The sequence below is a fragment of the Pinibacter aurantiacus genome (genome assembly GCF_019130065.1).
Taxonomy (GTDB): Bacteria; Bacteroidota; Bacteroidia; order Chitinophagales; family Chitinophagaceae; genus Pinibacter; species Pinibacter aurantiacus.
Window position 1 is genome coordinate 287,767 of record NZ_JAHSPG010000018.1, and the last position, 15,714, is coordinate 303,480.

Genomic DNA, 15,714 nt, shown 5'->3' on the forward strand with positions numbered 1-15,714 from the left:
AGTTCAATAGCAGACTACCAAAGGCTGCGTCTTGGACGATCTTCTCTTTCTTTTGCCTGGCTCACAGATATAGCTCTACCTGACAGCTCTTTGTTATTTAAAGAAGTTATGGCGTTATTGGCGGCTTCGTCCGAACTCATTTCCACAAATCCAAATCCACGACTGCGACCAGTTTCGCGGTCTTTGATCACTTTAACAGAAGTTACTTCTCCAAACTGAGCAAAAAGTTGTCTGAGATCCTCTTCCTTTACCTGAAAGTCCAAATTCGATACATACATGTTCATAATACAATATTTAATTTAACGAAATGAGTGACAAAAGGACTGCAGCAAGAGTAGAGAGGAGGATAAATTGTTACAAGACGAAGTGTGTAAAAATTAAAACTGATCAAGACTGAATGATGAAGAACTTATATTCACTCAATGAAGATAAACTTTTTCTGCCGGTATTTTCTAATATCTGGAAACTTTGGTTAAGTATTTCTGATTATCCTAATTGCTTTAAAGCGGGGATGTGCATCTTTTTGTCCTTTCACGAAGCAATTCAATTACCTGTTCCCGTGAGTCAAATGTACCGTTGATATTTACCAGGTTGTCAGCCAGTTTTTGATATCGCTTGGTCATGAGATAAAAGAATACCTGTAAGTAATTGATGCCATCGAATATGATTGCTTTCTTTCTTGCAAATTCATCTTTTCGGTTCCAAAACTCCTGCGGCATTTCAGTGTAGTGCATACCGGGGCGAAGGTGATGGATAATGTGGTAGCCATCGTTCCAGCATACATGGTTGTATTTTGTATTTATGCAATTGATAGAATTGGTGAAAATGTCATCCGGGTGCGATCTGTCGATAAACGAATGTTGCGTCCAATTACCCAGCATCATTACAAATCGTGCAAACAAAAGCGGGATCGCAAAAACAATCAATGTTGCTTTAAGATTTACAAAGCACATAACAATGCAGAATAAGATATACAGCCATTCTCCTAAAGTAAATCTTGTGTATAATGTTTTTCTTTTGCGACGATGGAGGTATTCATATGTTTCTTTGAATCCTAAAAGGATAAAATGAACAAAATAGGTTACAAAACTTTTGAAGCTGTCGCGTTGATAAAACATGGTACTGCTTGAGTCTTCTTCTGTATTGTTTTCTACGTGGTGCATTCCCATATGATGGCTGAAATAGCCCTCTGGAGCGTGACCAAAAAGCGGACATACGATCCATGTAACATAAAAAAGAAACTTCGATTGATAGGGCGATTTGAATGTTTTGCGATGGCATAAACAATGGAACATTAATCCGAACCGCCCTTTAAAATAAAGCTGCGATAAGTAAAAGTAGCCGATAGCAACCAGCCACCACAGCCAGCCATGCAATATGTTGGTGAACAAAAGAACAGCAATTGGTACAACTGTAAGATGTATTATTGTTAACAGGTGAATAAAAGGCAGGTCCCGCTTGTCTTTCATGAATTTGAGCCACAATCTGTCATAATTGTTTGCCCGATAGGCATCATCATAGACAGGATCTGTTAGATGGAGTAATAATTTCATTTGGCGCTTTATCTAATTTGAACAATTCATTCCTGTAAAGCAGGCATGTGCATTACATAATGATAAATAATTCGAGAAAGTGACAGAAGGACTACAACAATAGTAAAGAGGAGGAGAAATTTTTACCGTGTGAAGCGTGTAATAAATTAAGGCTGATCAAGACTGGATGATGAAGAACTTACATTCACGTGCTGAAGGTAGGTCATTTCAGTCAGTCTGCGTCACAACGGGTTGTGAAAGTCCGGATATGCAAATCCCACTTGGCCATTGATCAAACACGCTCAAGTGGGGTGAATTTAACTGGGATTTCCAGTTAAATCAATGAGTATTATTGTCTATCGTAGATAGGAGCGGAGGCAGGTAATATCAGGCCTTTGAAACATTTACTGCAGTATATCCCTTTGGTCCTTTTTCTATTTCAAATTTTACCATTAATCCTTCGCGTAAAGGGAAATTTGAAGACGATTGATGCACAAACACACGTTGGTTGTTTGAACTGTCTTCAATAAAGCCAAATCCTTTTCCATCGTTAAAATAAGTGATAAGGCCTTTGTGTATCAATTCTTCCGCTGTTAGTTCTCTCTTTTTCGGCACACCAATCTGAATATCTTCCAAAGAGATTTCTTGTCTTTTGACATTTCCCGGCGGTACAGAAGTAAGATTTCCGTTTTCGTCAAGGTAAGCCATCATATCATCGAGACTTTTTCCCTTGTCAGAATTTTCTTTGCGTTCTTGTCTTTTTTCGTCCTTTTTTTTGCGTTCGTTTCGTTTTTTATTTTCTCTTTCTTTTTTATTCCAGCTTGTTGCCATAATTAATTTAAATTTTTGTTTTGTGAAAGTGAGATAAACGAGGTACCGTTAAATATTCTTGCCAGACCTATATCATTGTTTTCTGACCACTGTTGAAGCGCCGAAACAGGCACTATGCGCCAGAAATTTTTCGATTTAAGTGCATCGTAGTCGTCTCCGTGAATAAATAGCCCCGTCATCGGTGACCGACCTTTAAATCGGATATTTATAGTTCTATTCTCAAGAATACTTGATTTAATACAACGCTCAATTCTTTCTATATCCATGTAAATAATCTGATGTACTATATCATGAGTTTTTGCATACAAAATCCTCGGTTCCGCACACACATAACCACGATAACGTATTTAAAATAAGAAATATTTGAGAAAAATGGCGGATGTAAGAGGAGAAAAGATTGTTTACAAGAGCGATAGAACTCAAAATGTCCCTGTAAAGGTACGAAAATTAACGGACAATCGGCGAGTATTTTTGAACAGCACAAAGGCGCAAATGTGTATAATTTGCGCCTGTACCATATCTTTAAAAAATGTAGTTTATTGTTACCTCAAAGCACGCAATCCAATCATCTGCTTATTTTTTACGTCCCATACTTTGAGCTGAAGGCATGCGTAAATGTCTTTTAGTTTTAATGAAGTGCGCTTGGCGTGTTGCAATTCAGGGAAAGCCTTCATTACCTCCGGCAGGCGATAAAAAGGAATTTTAGCATTCAGGTGATGAATGTGGTGGTAGCCGATATTAGCGGTAAACCAGCGCATCACTACGTTCATTTGCATAAAGCTTGACGACTCCAGCGCTGCACATTCATAGGTCCAGCCTTCTTTGTCATTAAAAAATACAGTAGGGAAATTATGCTGGGCATAAAATAGGTAAGCGCCAAATGCATGGGCAATGATAAATGGCAATAACATGCCAAATAACCATGCGGCCCAACCTAAATAGAACACTATTGCGACAGATGCAGCAAAATGGATGATCAATGCAAGTAATGAATCGATATGACGGCGTGGACAGCTCAGGAATGATTTGATACACATACCCAGCATGAACATGCTTACATAACCCATTAGGATGGTTAATGGATGGCGGATAAAAAGATAACCCGCTTTTTGCCTGCGCGACAAGCTTTCAAATTTATCTTTTGTTACAATTGGAAAGGAGCCGATACTGGTTGTAAATAATTTTGAATTGTTCGCATGGTGATAGTCGTGAGAACGCTTCCATATGTTTTCAGGTGCAAGGATATAGAGGCCAAAAATTGTCATGAGAACACTTGCTACCGGCGATTTGGTAAGAATGGTATGGTGCTGGTAATCATGATAGATCACAAAGAAACGCACCATTAGCAGGCCGGACAGCACACTAAAAAATGCTTTCAACAATAGTGGTTGTACTACATAAATTGCTACAATGGCACTTACCAAGAAACACAAGGTGGATATTGTATATAACCAGCTCTGGCTTCGGTTTTCCTTCGCAAATGGCTTGGTGGCAAGAATCAGTTCTTTACCTTTACGCATGTTCTGATTTTGGGATAATTGAATTATTTTCTGTTTGAGCCGCAGGGCGTTTGTGTTTCCATCTTCTGTGTGACCACAACCAAGTTGTAGGGTCAGCTATAATATCTTTTTCCAGTCTTTTTGTATGCAGGGTAGAAATTTCTCCACTTGACGTTGATTTTGGATCACTCACCAGTATTTCGGCCTCTACTTCATAATATCCTCTGCTGATTCTTTTTACGTGAATGTATACAACCGGGTAGTTTAATTTTTTTGCGATCTTCTCCGTGCCCCAGAAAACCGGCGTGTCCTGGTTTAAAAAATCTGTCCAGTAACCATGTTCAGGTTGTGGAGTTTGGTCTGCAATAAACGCCGTCACATTTACTTCCTTAGAAAGGGCAACCATAGCGCGGAAAGTATCGTTCATAGCTATGAGTTTGGTTCCAAAACGCGTACGCATCTTGTACATCAGGTCGTTAAAGTGCTTGTTGGCCAATGGATGATAGATAACATACAGTTGCTGGTTGCATACCAGGCTGAATGTGTTGCCTGCCCATTCCCAGTTGCCAAGATGCCCCAATACCAGGATGGCGCTTTTACCTTCCTTATTGATATCGTTGAATATGGCTTTCGTTTCCTCTGAAAATTTACAATGCCTGATCATTGCATCTGGTGAAATGGTCAGTGTTTTAAATGTTTCAAGAAACAGATCGCATAAATAGCTGTAAAAGTCTTTGCAAATACTATTGATTTCTGCGGTAGATTTTTCGGGGAATGCATTGCGCAAATTCTGCAATACTATTTTTCTACGATAGCGTATGAGATGGAACAGTACAACGTACACGAGGTCCGAGAGTGCATACAGCAACCTGAAGGGTAACAGAGAAAGCCCATAAAATATTGGGCATACAACGTAAAACCCAATTGCTGAAAGCAATTTTTTAAATTTCAAAACTAACCAGTTGGGATAAAATAAAAATAGTGTGTGAGACTATTGCTACTATCGATTAAATAAAACTCAAGGCAAGGTTAATAGTAAAAAAACCAAACCGCTAGAACGGCTTAAAGATAGGTTTATTGTTCGTTTGACAGGTATTTTAATTTGTTAAATATGATACCATTATTCTCCCTTGACGACTGCCTGAAAGGTAAAAGAAATGAGCTGGATGATTCTTTGGGAGATAATATGTTATTGCCAGGAAGCGAACAAGATTTGCTTCGACTGTTTTTTCTGAGGTAGGAATATACTTCGATGGATAATATTATCGCCTATTTTCTATAATAGGCAGTGTTGAAACTTACCATTTAGCACTGACCGATATTTTTTTGCCGTCCACAATTATTTCATGAAGCGATGCAATGGCCTGCCGGGCTTCTTTATCAACCGGCATTTCAATCATTGCGTTGCAGTTTGAACGACCGTTCCATTTATCTCTTACCACTTCTGCGGATGTTACCATTCCAAAAGCAGAAAACAACTTACGCAGATCGCGATCCGCGGTATTGACGCTAAGATTAAACACCTGAATGTTCATATATTTTTTTAAATGGTGATATTCTTACAATCCGATTTTTTATAATTCAGATCAATTACCATAAAATAAATAAACGCCGCGCAACCAGTGAAAAACAGACAATTCACTTTTAACATCCGGGGGCAATTGAGCTGAAATAAGCTCTTCCACTTTTAGTCCGACGGCAATATTCTGTTTGCCGAGTGATTTACCAAAATAATTGATAATGAAAAGAACCTGAAAACCATTGAATCGATCAAAGGTCCTCCGGTCAGGTTCATTGTTTTGCATAGAATGATTCCTGCCATCAGACCAATCGTAGTGCCTCTTTCGTAAATGTTCTTTTGAGAATATTGTAGTCATCTTTTAAAATCATTGGCTAACCACTACCAGCGCTTGCTGTAGCCGTTACTGCTATTTTCATCTCTTGGTCTTGCTTCAGACACTTTAATAGGACGACCGTCGACCATTTTTCCATTGACTTCCTTAATGGCTGTTTGCGCAGCATGGTTGTCTGTCATTTCAACAAATCCAAAGCCTCTGCTTTTATTGGTGAATTTGTCCACAATAATTTTTGCTGAAGAGACATCTCCGTAATCTGCAAAAAGTTTTCTTAGATCTTCATCCTGCAAGCTAAAGCCCAGGTTAGATACATACATATTCATGATGATAATAAATTATTAAATAGAAAAAATTTGAGAAAAATGGCGGATGTAAAAAGAGAGGGGAGAGAGTTTACAAGTGCGATATGACTCAAAGTATCCTGGTGAAGGTAGGCAATTAAATCAACAATGGAGTATTTATTATATTTTAACAAACAGTACCAGTGGGAATTAGAGTTCGAAAATCTTATTCAAATATTTTTTTCGATTTTAAATATTATCGTAATATTGCGATATGGGAATTACGAAATCAGATTTATTCACCCGACAGCAGAACGAGCTGGCAAACATGGCCAAAGCAATTGCCCACCCGGCACGCATTGCTATTTTGCAGCACCTGATCAAGAAGAATGCTTGTATTACAGGTGATTTGGTGGAAGAATTGGGACTTGCCCAGGCAACCACCTCTCAACATTTGAAAGAGTTAAAAAACGCAGGCATTATTCAGGGTTCCATTGAAGGAGCATCGGTATGCTATTGTATCGATCCAAAAGTTTGGAAACAGTATAACACGGTGTTTAATATGTTTTTCAAGGAAGTAAAAAATAACGGCAGCAGTTGCTGTTGATTTTTTTTGCTTTCAATTATCGCAATATTGCAATCATACGATTAATTTCATGCAGCTATGCAAACAGACAAAGAAATTAAAGACCTGGTAAAACAGAAATACAGCGAGATCGCACTTCAGGATAAAGAAACAAACCAGTCTTCCTGTTGTGGTTCCGGTTGTTGTTCCACCGAAATGTACAATATAATGAGCGATGATTACAGCACGCTCGAAGGGTATAACCCTGACGCAGACTTAGGATTAGGTTGTGGGCTTCCGACTCAGTTTGCTAAAATCCAACCGGGCTACACGGTGATTGATCTTGGTTCTGGCGCTGGCAACGATTGCTTTGTGGCGCGTAAAGAAGTTGGCGATAGTGGTAAAGTAATCGGTATCGATTTTACTCCAGCCATGATCGACCTCGCAAGGGCCAATGCAGATAAACTAGGATACAACAACGTTGAGTTTCGCCAGGGAGATATAGAAAAAATGCCGGTAGGTGGAGGGATTGCTGATGTAGTGGTAAGCAATTGTGTATTGAATCTTGTGCCCAACAAGGATGGAGTGATAAAAGAGATATACCGCGTGCTAAAAACAGGTGGTCACTTCAGCATTTCTGATATCGTGTTGGAAGGCAACCTGCCGGACAAGTTGCGACAGGCCGCGGAAATGTATGCCGGATGCGTATCTGGAGCCATTCAAAAACAAGTGTACCTGGAGCTGATCAGCAGCAACGGCTTTAAAAACATGACCATTCAAAAGGAAAAAATCATCCATATTCCTGATGATATTCTGAGCAATTATTTGTCTGCCGAAGAAATCAGTGCTTTCCGTAATGGCGACAGTGGCATTTACAGCATCACCGTATATGCAGAAAAACTGCAGGCAGAGGCTTGCTGTGCACCCGGCTGTTGCTCCTAACCAATCACATAAACAAAACTATTAGCAAACATGCAAAACTGCAATCCCACGCAGCGCAGGCGTCTTAGCTTCCTCGATCGTTATCTGACCCTATGGATATTTCTGGCAATGGCATGCGGCGTTGCTATTGGTTATTTCATTCCTTCATCGGCCGGGTTCATCAATTCATTTTCTACCGGAACTACCAATGTGCCGCTGGCTGTTGGTTTGATCCTGATGATGTACCCACCGCTTGCTAAGGTTCGCTACGAACAAATGGGCAAAGTGTTTCGTAACATAAAAATCCTTTCCGTATCGCTTTTGCTTAATTGGGTAATCGGACCCTTGTTAATGTTTGCCCTTGCTGTTCTTTTCCTGCAAGATCATCCGGCTTATATGACTGGCCTTATTTTGATCGGTCTTGCAAGGTGCATTGCAATGGTAATCGTTTGGAACGAACTTGCAGAAGGCAACCGTGAATATGCTGCCGGACTGGTGGCACTCAACAGCATTTTTCAAGTGTTACTTTATAGTGTGTATGCTTATATTTTTCTCACCTGGCTACCTGGCCTTCTTGGCATGAAAGGCATTGTAGTGTCGGTTTCCATTGGTGAAATTGCACGCAGCGTCGGCATCTACTTAGGCATTCCATTCGCTGCCGGCTTAATTAGTCGCTACGTTCTCATTCGCATCAAAGGAGAACAATGGTTCAATGAGAAATTTGTGCCTGTTATTTCTCCCATCACTTTAATCGCACTGCTTTTTACGATAGTGGTAATGTTTAGTCTGAAAGGGGAGCTTATTGTACATATACCAATGGATGTTGTGCGCATTGCTATTCCTTTGGCTATCTATTTTGTAATCATGTTCCTTGTGAGCTTCCTGTTGGGCAAATCACTGGGAGCAGACTATAGCAAAAATGCATCCATTGCATTCACTGCTGCGGGCAACAATTTTGAATTGGCGATTGCTGTGGCCATTGGTGTGTTTGGCATTAATTCTGGTCAGGCATTTGTGGGAGTGATTGGGCCTTTGGTAGAAGTGCCTGCGCTTATCGCACTTGTAAACGTTGCGTTCTGGCTGCGCAAGCGCTGGTATAGCAACGAAGTTGACGCTTCAGCTACTGTAAAAGCGCAGCCATGATCATAGCATAAACCATAACATTTTCAATCGATTTACAAAATCAACATTCTTATATGAAAATTGCACTATTCAGTGATATTCACGCCAACCTGCCTGCTCTTGAGGCTTTCTTTAAAGACATAGAAATGCGTAAGCCAGATGCGATCTATTGTTTGGGTGACCTGGTGGGTTACAATATCTGGCCCAATGAAGTGATCAACGAGATACGCAAACGCGGCATTCCTACCATTGCGGGTAATTATGATTTTGGCATAGGTCGCACAAGCGATGAATGTGGTTGTGCCTATAAAACAGATGATGAAAAGGCAAATGGTGCCGTTTCGATTTCCTATACCAATTCCATCGTTAAAGATGATGAGCGCCAATACCTGAGAACATTGCCCGCCCACATCAAGGTCGAATTTCAACTCAACAATGATAAGCTTAACCTGCTACTAGTTCATGGCAGCCCTCGCCGCAATAACGAATACTTATTCGAAGACAGAGAAGAAAAAAGTCTTCTACGCATTATGGAAGAAAGTGATGCAGATATTATGTGCTTCGGTCATACGCACAAGCCTTATCATCGCATATTGCCAGGCCAACCTGATTCAGCGCAGCCGCACTATCGTCATGCTATCAATATTGGTTCAGTCGGCAAACCCAAAGATGGTGATCCGCGCGGTGGTTATGTTTTGTTGCATATCGGTGAAAATCCGAGCACAAAAAACACGGACAATATACGGGTGGAGTTTGTACGTTTTGAATACGATATAGAGAAGGCTGCCAAAGCAGTAGAAGATAGCCCGTTGCCCAATGCTTATGCAGAAAGTTTAAGAATTGCACGTTAGCTATAACTTCACTGTTCTTAAAAAAGAGCAGACTCTTTGCAGGCTGCTCTTTTTTTGTATTTTAACGTGCAATGATGAAGCACGTAATTATTTTTCTCATCCTGCCTTCAGGAAATCTGGCTTTTGCGCAACAGCAACAATCAAATAGAAAAATTGATTCAAATTTTGTTTTGACAAAGACATTTTCGGACAGTTTCAAAATATTACGGGCCTTTTAAGTATTCTATCACAAATGAGTTCCAGAATATTCAGTGTGTGTTGTTACCTGTTTTTCATAGCCTTAATTAACTGGTGATTTCGACGATCAGCTCTTGCATTTTGCAACGAAATAACGGCCCAGATGGCGGCCGGAATCCAGCCTATCAAAGTAATTTGCAAAATCAAACAAAGTATTCCTGTCAATATTCTGCCGCGAAGAAGAAAAGAAAGAAAGGGAAAGAAAATTGCTATTAAGGTCATGTCAATTGTTTTTAAGGGAATAGAAAGTAGTTACTTTAATAAGTTTTTTTAGGGAAGTGCAATTTACGAAAAAAACATTTTATGAGATTTAGAACCGGAGAAGGTATGCAACATAGTTCAAAGCAGTGCGTATCTGTGCATTGGTGATTTTCTATGCGATGCCGTTTATTTGCGGGACGGGTTTCGACAAGCTCAGCCTGACAGCACGAGCGACGTGTCAGGCTGAGCTTGTCGAAGCCCAAAACCTGTTAAAATAATGGAGATACTCGATAATTGACTTGTTGGAAAATCGAACACAATCCCAATAGCTTTGTTCCTTCGAAATGAGCAACTCATAACTCATTACTCAAAACTCATCGCCATAATGAAAAGATTTACAATTGCCTGCCTGCTGTTGTTTCCCGCTTTGTTGCAGGCGCAGATCAGCGCCACAGATGCCGGCAAAGGATCAGAAAATAAAAACGTTACGGATATTGTTGTGGCTTTTAAAATGCACGTGGACATAGGTTACACAGACTGGGCGGAGGCTGTGTTGCAGAAATACTCGGGCCCAATGCTCGAAAGGACGCTTTCATTTATTGACCAGACGGCATCACTACCCAAGGCAGAACAATTTGTATGGACCATCCCCGCATGGCCGCTGCAATACATGCTCGATCATTGTACCCCTCAAAATAAATTAAGGCTGGAAAAGGCCATCAGGGATAAGCGCATTATTCCACACGCATTACCATTCACCATGGAAACAGAAGCAAGCGACATGGAAAACCTAACCCGCAGTTTGTCGTTTGCAGACAGCATCAATCGTCACTATGGATTAAAGCCGGCACGTGACGCAAAATTGAGCGACGTACCGGAACATTCATGGTTCATCCCAACCCTGCTGAAGAACGCCGGGGTTGATATTTTACATATTGGTTGTAACCCTGGCTCCATTTCACCGGATGTGCCAACGCTTTTCTGGTGGCAGGGACCAGACAGTTCAAAGCTGCTAACATTTTATTGGTCACAATACTATGGCTCCGGCATTTTGCCGCCCAAAGATTGGCCGTACAAAACCTGGCTGGCAATGATCATGACGCATGAGAACACTGGTGCGCCCGATCCTAAAGAAGTGGCCGCCTTGCTAAAAGAGGCAAAAGAAAAGATGCCCAATGCACGTGTACACATTGGCCGGATGTCTGATTTCTATGATCTGTTAATGAAAGAAAATCCCAAACTGCCCGTTGTGAGAGGAGACATGCCCGATACCTGGATACACGGTTTTATGTCAGCGCCGGAAGATGTGAAAACCGACAAGACTTTTCAAAGAGAAACCTATGTTGCCCAGCAGCTCAATGCCCACATGAATATATGGAAAGGCAAAAATGTATCTGTTGATCAGCATATAAATGAAGCAGCAGAAAACATGCTGCTGTTCGATGAGCATACATTCGGTGGAGCGCTGTCGCACGGCAGTCAGCAGTTTTGGAAATATGGTGATGAATTCAAGATCAATAAATCCGAAGACAATTATTATTTCCTAGAAAAATCATGGGAAGAAAAATCTGCCTATGCAAGAAAGGCGGAGAAGCTGGTGTGGCCCGTAAAAGAAAATTTACTTTTTGAGTTGGTGAAATCCGTGAATGATACCACGTCGCATGTAACGGTTTACAACTCGCTCCCCTGGCCACGAAGCGGTCGTGTAAAATTGTTTCAAAGCAATTATGAAAACCCCGCTCATCCTGTCGCTGCCATTAAAGCGTTGAAAGATTTGGAAACGGGGAAGATCATTCCAGTGTACCAGGATCGTAACCTGCTTTCTTTCGATGCTACCGAAATTCCCGCAGGTGGATACAAAACCTTTGTGGTGGTGAACAATCCTGCTGCAATCGCTTCAACGCTTACGGCGAATGAACAACAAAACGTTGCGGAGAATAAATTTTTTAAATTAACCATCAACCCTGCGACAGGCACTTTGCAATCTGTTTTTGACAAGCAAAACAATCGAGAGCTTGTAGATGCAAACAGTAAATATGCCTTCGGCGAATATGTATACCAACAGCTGGGGCAGGAGGAAATCAAAAAGTACAACCAGGATTATATTAAACCGGCCGCCAGGGATTGGGGAGAGCAAGAGTTCATCAGGCTGCCCAGCGAGATACTTAATCGATATACGGTTACTTTCAAAGGGAAGTGTGAAAAGATTGTGTGGCTGAAAAATGAAAGCATGATCCGCGCAACAGCCATGTGCCAGCTAAGTGATAGCAACGCGCAGCGCTATATTGTTAACTATACGCTTTATGAAAACCAGCCCTACATCGAAGTTACGATGGCACTCGACGGAAAGAAGCCCGTGGCTTTACCTGAAGTTGGCTGGATCGCTTTCCCGTTTGCTTTGAACAAACCCGAATACAGGTTGTTGCGAACAGGTGGCATTGTGGACCCGCAAAGAGACCTGGTGAAGAACACTAACCACGATTTCTATTTTCTCAATACTTCCATGGCAATGTACGATAACGCCGGCGGCATCGGATTGAATTGTCCGCACACACCCGGTGTAAGTATTGATGAGCCCGGCATTGGAAAATTTTCGCCCACAAAAACGCTGTCAACCAGTACCGTGTTTTCAAACTTATATAACAATGTTTGGGGCACCAACTTTACAGAATGGGTAGAAGGTTCGCATACAGCCAAATTTTACATTTGGAGTTACAAGAACTATGACGCCGAGTCAACCTTCATCACGCCTGCCGAGGAAACACGCACACCGTTAAGCGCGGCATTCTATGCACCTTCGTGGCTTTCGTATGCATACAATTATGAAACAAAAGGGAAGTTGCCCAATATGCAAAGTGGGCTGGCATTGGATCGCAAAGGCATTATCGTTACATCTTTCAACAAAAAAGGAAATGAAGCAACCGTTCGTTTTTGGGAAGAAGCTGGTCTTACAGGAATGTGTAAAGCAACATTGCCAGCGAACACGCCGTTCAAAAAAGCGTACCTGTGTAATTTACGCGGCGAGTTGTTGGATAAGAAAGGAATTGCCATCACCAACAATTCTTTTCAATTTGAAATTGGTGCAAACCAGCCCCGAACATTCATTTTGAAAAATTGAAAATTGAAAGTTGAAAATTGAAAATTTGTGAATTACGATCGCATCGGTTAGTGTCTTCGCGAACCGAAACTAATGGTTCGTGAGGACACGAACCAAGGCTGCGGACCCGGCAGGTTTCTAAAAATCTGCCAGGTTTTAGTCTCCGCGTCCATTTTCAACTTTCCATTTTCAATTTTCAATTGTTTTGTTAATAATCAGGTGTAAAAAGGCAAAATTTAGATAATCAGTTGGATGTTAGAATGAATATCTTGCCAAATTATTAATTCGAAGTATCATGTTAAAGAATGCATTGCTTGTTTTGGGAACCATATTGGTTCATAATATGCTGTATGCGCAGCAGTACAAGACTTCAACATTTTCTCTGCAACTAAATGACAAAGGATCTGTTGTCTCTATTCGCAACAACCAATCTACAGAGTACGCTGTTGCCAGCGATCCCGGCACATTGTTGCAATTGATGAAAAACGGCAAAACCATTGCGCCCGTTAAAGCCGAATACAAGAAAGGAATAATAACATTACTATATCCCGAAGGCGATAAAGCGGTGGTGAAAACGACTGCCAACAAGGATTATCTGCGTTTTGAACTTGCAGATATAAGTAGCAATATTGATGCTGTTGTTTGGGGACCGCTTAACAATAGCATAAAAGATACCATCGGTAACACCGTGGGTGTTGTGCGTAATAAAGATTTTGCGTTCGGGCTTCAATGCCTCAACGAAAAAACAACCGGAGGAAAAATGGTAAATGAAGAAGGTGCTGTTTATGACCGCGGCACCACTGCCACAGAAAGTTCCTTTGGTTCTTCACTTCAGGCCTTTACCATCAACAGACAGCATGATCGTGTGATCACTGTGTGGGAAAACTGGAAAGGCGCTACCGTAAAAGGCATTCCTGACGGAGGCCTGAAAGGCTCTGCCATTGCGGTGTTTGGTTGTAGCCCTTCGCAGGCACTCAACACCATCAAAGTGATTACAACGCAGGAAAAATTGCCTTTTGCCACCTGGAAAGGAGAGTGGATAAAGACTTCTGCTGCAAGTGGTGCACCCTACATGATCACCAGTTTTAATGAAAATAATATTGATAGTTTTCTCACTGTTGCAAAGCAGATGGGCATGGCGGGCGTTTATCACGAAGGGCCATTTGAGACATGGGGCCATTTTGATTTAGACAAAAAAAGTTTCCCCAATGGCAGGGCTGGCTTCAAAAAATGTGCAGAAAAGGCGCATGCAATGGGGCTTCGTATCGGCTTTCACACGCTCACCACTTTCATGACAACAAACGATGCATATGTATCGCCTAAACCAAACCCACATCTTGCAACGGCCGGTACAGATACACTCGTGGAAGATATTACAGCCGATGCTACAGAAATAACAGTAAGCAGCCCTTTGCACTTTTCCATGCGAAGCGATTTGAACAGCGTCATCATTGGCGATGAGATCGTTCGCTATATGACGGTTAGTAAAGAAGCGCCATATAAACTGACTGGATGTACACGTGGCGCATTTGGTACCACAAAAAGCGCCCACAAAGGGAAAGCGCCAGTAAGCCGTTTAGTGGATTACCCTTACCATGTTTTCTTTCCCGATTTTCAATTGCAAAAAGAAGTCGCAAAAAACATAGCTGATTTTATCAATGAAACAGGCGCAGATCAAATGGATTTCGACGGACATGAAGGAACGTATTCCTGTGGCATGGGTGATTATGGCTTTTGTTCCTTTGCAGATGATGTGTTCAGGCAGGTAAATCACCCAGTAGTATTTGGCTCAAGCCGCTCCAATCATTATTTCTGGCACATTAACAACTATTTGAACTGGGGAGAGCCATGGTATGGTGGTTTCAGGGAAAGTCAGACAGACTACAGGATAACCAACCAGAAGTTTTTGCAGGATAACTATATGCCCAACATGCTTGGATGGTTCCTTATTACACCAAATTCAACTCCTGAAGATATTGACTGGATGCTGGCAAGAGCGGCAGGCTTCAATGCAGGATACGCTTTGGTGGTGCGCCGTGACGCGCTGGCAAACAAGAACCTGCCGCGTATTGTGGAACAAATAAATCTATGGAACGAGGCGCAAAAGAAAAAGGTGTTTAGCCTGGAACAATTGGAGCGGTTGAAAAATCCAGCCAATGAAGTCCGCCTTACCAAAAATGAAAACAATTACTATCTCGAATCTTTCCACAAGTTCGCATTTGAACATAAGGCGAAAGTTGTACAACCTGGTGAACCGACTACTTCACATTTTAGTTTTACCAATAGCAAGGAAAAGCAAAGACCTCAGATCACCATCACTGCACATGGTGAAGAGGGTTCTATTGCAAATCCTGCAATGGAAATTGACAATGCTTATCGCGTCGAAATACCTGTTACACTTGCTGCCGGTGAAAGCCTTGTGATGAACGAAGGAACCGTAGCCAGCATTTATAATAGCAAAGGAAAATTTATTAAGAAAATAGATCTCACCAGCCAATTGCCGGTACTTGAAACAGGGTCTCACTCGTTGTCATTTGATGCGGGCATGGATGCAAATGCGTCTGTGAAAGCGGCGATAACAGTGCGGGTGTCGGAGAAGACAGAGCAGCTGGCTAGGAATTAGGAATTAGGAATTAGGAACGCCATTTAGTTAACCTGTCTAAAGAATTAAAAGAATGTTGCTTGTCATCCCGAGGAACGAGGGATCTGGGTTTAACTCTA

General features: G+C 41.5%; 16 protein-coding genes. 7 read left to right on the forward strand and 9 right to left on the reverse strand.

Features of this window, described 5'->3' with window-relative positions:
* Nucleotides 1-14: 14 nt before the first annotated feature.
* The 5 genes from KTO63_RS24830 to KTO63_RS24850 form a co-directional block, all read right to left on the reverse strand.
* Nucleotides 15-278 (reverse strand): RNA recognition motif domain-containing protein, encoded by a 264-nt coding sequence (locus KTO63_RS24830; protein ID WP_317195798.1) that lies wholly within the window; start codon nucleotides 276-278, stop codon nucleotides 15-17.
* A gap of 222 nt (nucleotides 279-500) precedes the next feature.
* On the reverse strand, nucleotides 501-1,553 hold the full coding sequence (locus tag KTO63_RS24835; protein ID WP_217794769.1) for a fatty acid desaturase family protein: 1,053 nt from the start codon (nucleotides 1,551-1,553) through the stop codon (nucleotides 501-503).
* 366 nt (nucleotides 1,554-1,919) lie between these two features.
* On the reverse strand, nucleotides 1,920-2,363 hold the full coding sequence (locus KTO63_RS26485) for a cold shock domain-containing protein (protein WP_317195799.1): 444 nt from the start codon (nucleotides 2,361-2,363) through the stop codon (nucleotides 1,920-1,922).
* 542 nt (nucleotides 2,364-2,905) lie between these two features.
* A complete protein-coding gene (locus KTO63_RS24845; protein WP_217794771.1) occupies nucleotides 2,906-3,883 on the reverse strand; it encodes a fatty acid desaturase family protein in 978 nt (325 codons plus the stop codon).
* Nucleotides 3,876-4,814 (reverse strand): lysophospholipid acyltransferase family protein, encoded by a 939-nt coding sequence (locus KTO63_RS24850; RefSeq protein WP_232373333.1) that lies wholly within the window; start codon nucleotides 4,812-4,814, stop codon nucleotides 3,876-3,878. Before KTO63_RS24850 ends, KTO63_RS24845 begins: the two co-directional genes overlap by 8 nt.
* A 159-nt stretch (nucleotides 4,815-4,973) precedes the next feature.
* On the opposite strand from KTO63_RS24850, the gene KTO63_RS26410 reads away from it, so the two are divergent.
* Nucleotides 4,974-5,102, forward strand: a complete 129-nt coding sequence (locus KTO63_RS26410; RefSeq protein WP_262902028.1) for a hypothetical protein — start codon at nucleotides 4,974-4,976, stop codon at nucleotides 5,100-5,102.
* A 58-nt stretch (nucleotides 5,103-5,160) separates the two neighbouring features.
* Here the strand turns inward: KTO63_RS26410 and KTO63_RS24855 are convergent, their stop codons facing one another.
* Genes KTO63_RS24855 through KTO63_RS24865 form a run of 3 tightly spaced genes read right to left on the reverse strand, consistent with a single transcriptional unit; the run spans nucleotide 5,161 to nucleotide 6,041 of the window.
* Complete coding sequence (locus tag KTO63_RS24855; protein ID WP_217794773.1) at nucleotides 5,161-5,397, reverse strand: RNA recognition motif domain-containing protein; 237 nt, start codon at nucleotides 5,395-5,397, stop codon at nucleotides 5,161-5,163.
* A 51-nt stretch (nucleotides 5,398-5,448) separates the two neighbouring features.
* Nucleotides 5,449-5,739 (reverse strand): hypothetical protein, encoded by a 291-nt coding sequence (locus tag KTO63_RS24860; RefSeq protein WP_217794775.1) that lies wholly within the window; start codon nucleotides 5,737-5,739, stop codon nucleotides 5,449-5,451.
* A gap of 23 nt (nucleotides 5,740-5,762) precedes the next feature.
* On the reverse strand, nucleotides 5,763-6,041 hold the full coding sequence (locus KTO63_RS24865; RefSeq protein ID WP_217794777.1) for an RNA recognition motif domain-containing protein: 279 nt from the start codon (nucleotides 6,039-6,041) through the stop codon (nucleotides 5,763-5,765).
* A 232-nt stretch (nucleotides 6,042-6,273) separates the two neighbouring features.
* Between KTO63_RS24865 and KTO63_RS24870 the strand changes: the two genes are divergently transcribed.
* Genes KTO63_RS24870 through KTO63_RS24885 form a run of 4 tightly spaced genes read left to right on the forward strand, consistent with a single transcriptional unit; the run spans nucleotide 6,274 to nucleotide 9,458 of the window.
* Complete coding sequence (locus KTO63_RS24870; RefSeq protein WP_217794778.1) at nucleotides 6,274-6,606, forward strand: ArsR/SmtB family transcription factor; 333 nt, start codon at nucleotides 6,274-6,276, stop codon at nucleotides 6,604-6,606.
* A 57-nt stretch (nucleotides 6,607-6,663) separates the two neighbouring features.
* On the forward strand, nucleotides 6,664-7,506 hold the full coding sequence (locus tag KTO63_RS24875; protein WP_217794780.1) for an arsenite methyltransferase: 843 nt from the start codon (nucleotides 6,664-6,666) through the stop codon (nucleotides 7,504-7,506).
* A gap of 30 nt (nucleotides 7,507-7,536) precedes the next feature.
* On the forward strand, nucleotides 7,537-8,628 hold the full coding sequence (arsB, locus tag KTO63_RS24880) for an ACR3 family arsenite efflux transporter (RefSeq protein ID WP_217794783.1): 1,092 nt from the start codon (nucleotides 7,537-7,539) through the stop codon (nucleotides 8,626-8,628).
* 53 nt (nucleotides 8,629-8,681) lie between these two features.
* The gene (locus KTO63_RS24885; protein WP_217794785.1) at nucleotides 8,682-9,458 is read left to right on the forward strand and encodes a metallophosphoesterase family protein; all 777 of its coding nucleotides are present in this window, start codon (nucleotides 8,682-8,684) and stop codon (nucleotides 9,456-9,458) included.
* Between the two features lie 261 nt (nucleotides 9,459-9,719).
* Here KTO63_RS24885 and KTO63_RS24890 read toward each other — a convergent pair whose 3' ends face one another.
* The gene (locus KTO63_RS24890) at nucleotides 9,720-9,917 is read right to left on the reverse strand and encodes a YqaE/Pmp3 family membrane protein (RefSeq protein WP_217794787.1); all 198 of its coding nucleotides are present in this window, start codon (nucleotides 9,915-9,917) and stop codon (nucleotides 9,720-9,722) included.
* A 364-nt stretch (nucleotides 9,918-10,281) separates the two neighbouring features.
* Between KTO63_RS24890 and KTO63_RS24895 the strand changes: the two genes are divergently transcribed.
* The gene (locus KTO63_RS24895; protein WP_217794789.1) at nucleotides 10,282-13,014 is read left to right on the forward strand and encodes a glycoside hydrolase family 38 C-terminal domain-containing protein; all 2,733 of its coding nucleotides are present in this window, start codon (nucleotides 10,282-10,284) and stop codon (nucleotides 13,012-13,014) included.
* A gap of 274 nt (nucleotides 13,015-13,288) precedes the next feature.
* Nucleotides 13,289-15,616, forward strand: coding sequence for a hypothetical protein (locus KTO63_RS24900; RefSeq protein ID WP_217794791.1), 2,328 nt, complete (start codon nucleotides 13,289-13,291; stop codon nucleotides 15,614-15,616).
* Nucleotides 15,617-15,714 lie beyond the last annotated feature (98 nt).